Origin of the sequence: Rickettsia endosymbiont of Culicoides newsteadi, from assembly GCF_002259525.1 — a bacterium.
In the GTDB taxonomy this organism is placed as follows: domain Bacteria; phylum Pseudomonadota; class Alphaproteobacteria; order Rickettsiales; family Rickettsiaceae; genus Tisiphia.
In genome coordinates, this window is the sequence record NZ_MWZE01000129.1 from 1 (window position 1) to 2,992 (window position 2,992).

The following is a 2,992-nucleotide window of genomic DNA, read 5'->3' on the forward strand; positions in this document are numbered from 1 at the left end:
ATAGTGACAATAATAATTTCATGGGAATTATATCTCTAAATTGCTAAATTTTTGTCTAGACAAAGGAGACCACCATACATCTTTCACTAATATCTCTAGCATACTAAGTGGATCAGGACCTAAAGCTCCAGATGCTTTGCAAGCATTATTTAAGCTATTATTTGTACTTGATGAGCAAAGTGGTAAATTTGTAAAATCACCACTATTATTAATATTAAAAAACAATGGAATGTCTTTAACTACCATCTCTAGTATATTAGGTGGAGCGAAGGCTAAAGCTCCAGATGCTTTGAAAGCATTATTTAAGCTATTATTTGTACTTGATGAGCAAAATGGTAAATTTGTAAAATCACCACTATTATTAACATTAAAAAACAATGGAATATCTTTAACTACCATCTCTAGTATATTAAGTAGAACGGGGGCTAAAGCTCCAGATGCTTTGCAAGCATTATTTAAGCTATTATTTGATGAGCAAAATGGTACAAAATCGGACATATTAATAACATTTGAGAAGAACGGAGTAAATATAGCTAACATCTCTAGTATACTACATAGAGCAGGAGCTAAAGCTTCAGAATCTTTGAAAGCGTTATTTGATCAGTTATTTACTAAGCAAGGGGATATATATGTAAAATCAAAACTATTACTAATATTAGAGGATAACGGAATATTTTTATCTAATATATCTGGTATACTAAATGGAGCGGGAGATAGGGCTGCAGAAGCTTTGAAAGCATTATTTGAACAATTATTCAAAGTTCAAGGTGAAGGATATGTAAAATCAAAACTATTACTAACATTAGAGGAAAACGGAATATCTTTCAATACCATCTTTAGCATACCAAGTGGAGCTGGAGCTAAGGCTTCAGAAGCTTTGAAAGCATTATTTAATCTATTATTCAAAATTCAAGGTGAGGCATATGTAAAATCAGACCTATTAACAACGTTAGAAGATAATGGAATATTTTTAACCAGCATCTCTAGAATGCTAAATGGAGCTGGAGCTAAAGCTTCAGAAGCTTTGAAAGCATTATTTAAGCTATTATTCAAAATTCAAGGTGAGGCATATGTAAAATCAGACCTATTAACGACATTAGAGCAGAACGGAATATTTTTAACCAGCATCTCTAGCATGCTAAGTAGAGCTGGAACTAAGGCTTCAGAAGCTTTGGAAGCATTAGTTAAGCTATTATTTGATAAACAATTTGACGAACAGAATAATGAGATATTTGAAAAATCACTGATATTCAAAACATTAGATGGTAACGGAATATCTTTAAATACTATCTTCAAGATACTAAGTGCAGCAGGAGCTAAGGCTGCAAAAGCTTTTGATTTATTATTTAATAAATTATTTACTAAACAAGGGAATAAATTTGAAAAATCACTGATATTCAAAACATTCGAGGAGAACGGAGTATTTTTAAAGAAAACCTCAAATATACTCAGCAATTCAGAAAGTAACGAAATATTGAATTCAATATTTCAACAATTTCTTACTAATCGATGTTCTTCATTTAAAAAATCAAAACAATTAATACCTGAAAAGAGAGAGGAAATAATTAGCCTCTATAGTATGTTATATGGTGCAGGACTTCAAGCTTCAGCAATTTTGGATGAATTGTTTGATAAATTATTTGTTAAGAAAGGAAATAGATTTGAAAAATCAGACCTATTAATGTCACTACAAAAAGGGGAAAAGTCATTAAATAGCCTCTCGGAAACTTGGCAAGAGACAGGAAGTAAAGCTCCAGCAGTTTGGGATGGATTATTTAATAAATTAGTTATTAAGAAAGAAAATAGATTTGCAAAATCAAAGATATTTAAATTGTTAGAAGATCACGGAATGTCTTTAAAAAAGATTTCTGATATTTTCCATGGAGCTGGAGCTGTAGAAGCTTTTAATTCATTAGTTAGACAATTATTTACTGAGCAAAAAGACGGTACATTTGTAAAATCAGAAGAATTAAAAGTACTAGAACTGAACATATTATATCTAACTAATATATTTAGTATTCTAAAGGGTGCAGGGGGTGATGCTCCAAAAGCTTTTAATTTATTATTTAATCAGTTATTCACTAAACAACAAAATGGTACATTTGTAGAATCAGAAAAACTAAAAATACTAAAACAGGAAGGAATAGACTTAACTGTCATTTCTAGTATACTTAGTGGTGCGGGAGCTGAGGCTCCAGAAGCTTTTAATTTATTATTTAGACAATTATTCATTGAGCAAAAAGACGGTACATTTGTAAAATCAGAAAAATTAATAATACTAAAACAGAGTGGAATACAGTTGACTACCATTTTCACTATACTCAGTAACGCGGGAGCTGAGGCTCCAGAAGCTTTTAATTTATTATTTAATACATTAGTCGTGCAAGATGATGGTGCATTTAAAAAATCAAATAAATTAATAATATTAGAACAGGAAGGAATAGACTTAGCTATCATTTCTAGTATACTTAGTGGCACAGGAATTAGCTTTTACAAAGCTTTTAATTTATTATTTAATGCATTAGTTGTTCAGCAAGATGATGGTACATTTGAGAAATCAGAACAATTAAAAATACTAGAGCGTAGTGGAGTATCTTTAACTGACATCTTTAATCTGCTGGGTGGTACAGGAACTAAAGCTCTAATAGTTTTGGATGAATTATTTCTTCAATTACTAACTGAGCGAGGTAATGTAATTGAAAAATCGGAACTATTAGAAACATTAGAGAAGAACAACATATCTTTAACTACCATTGCTAATATAATCAGTGGAGCCAAAGTTAAAACTGCAAAAACCTTACTTTCATTGTTTGAGGAGAACGTTCGCTGAGCTGTGTCAGTATAGAATATCATAGTCTAAAATTCAACCTATCAGGGAAGAAAATATCTAGCTGGGAAACGGTTACCGCCCAATCTGGGATTGGCATATTCCACTTTGCTGTAATCTGTTTTATAGCACAAAAAACCAATTTGAACAAGGCATTTTCACTTG

At 31.2% G+C, this 2,992-nt stretch carries 1 protein-coding gene and 1 pseudogene; one reads left to right on the forward strand and one right to left on the reverse strand.

Features of this window, described 5'->3' with window-relative positions:
* Nucleotides 1–40: 40 nt before the first annotated feature.
* Nucleotides 41–2,830 carry a hypothetical protein gene (locus RiCNE_RS06680; protein ID WP_094649786.1) on the forward strand — a complete coding sequence of 930 codons (2,790 nt, stop codon included), beginning with the start codon at nucleotides 41–43 and terminating at the stop codon, nucleotides 2,828–2,830.
* A gap of 19 nt (nucleotides 2,831–2,849) precedes the next feature.
* Here the strand turns inward: RiCNE_RS06680 and RiCNE_RS08625 are convergent.
* A pseudogene (locus tag RiCNE_RS08625) lies at nucleotides 2,850–2,992 on the reverse strand (IS256 family transposase); the annotation flags it as partial.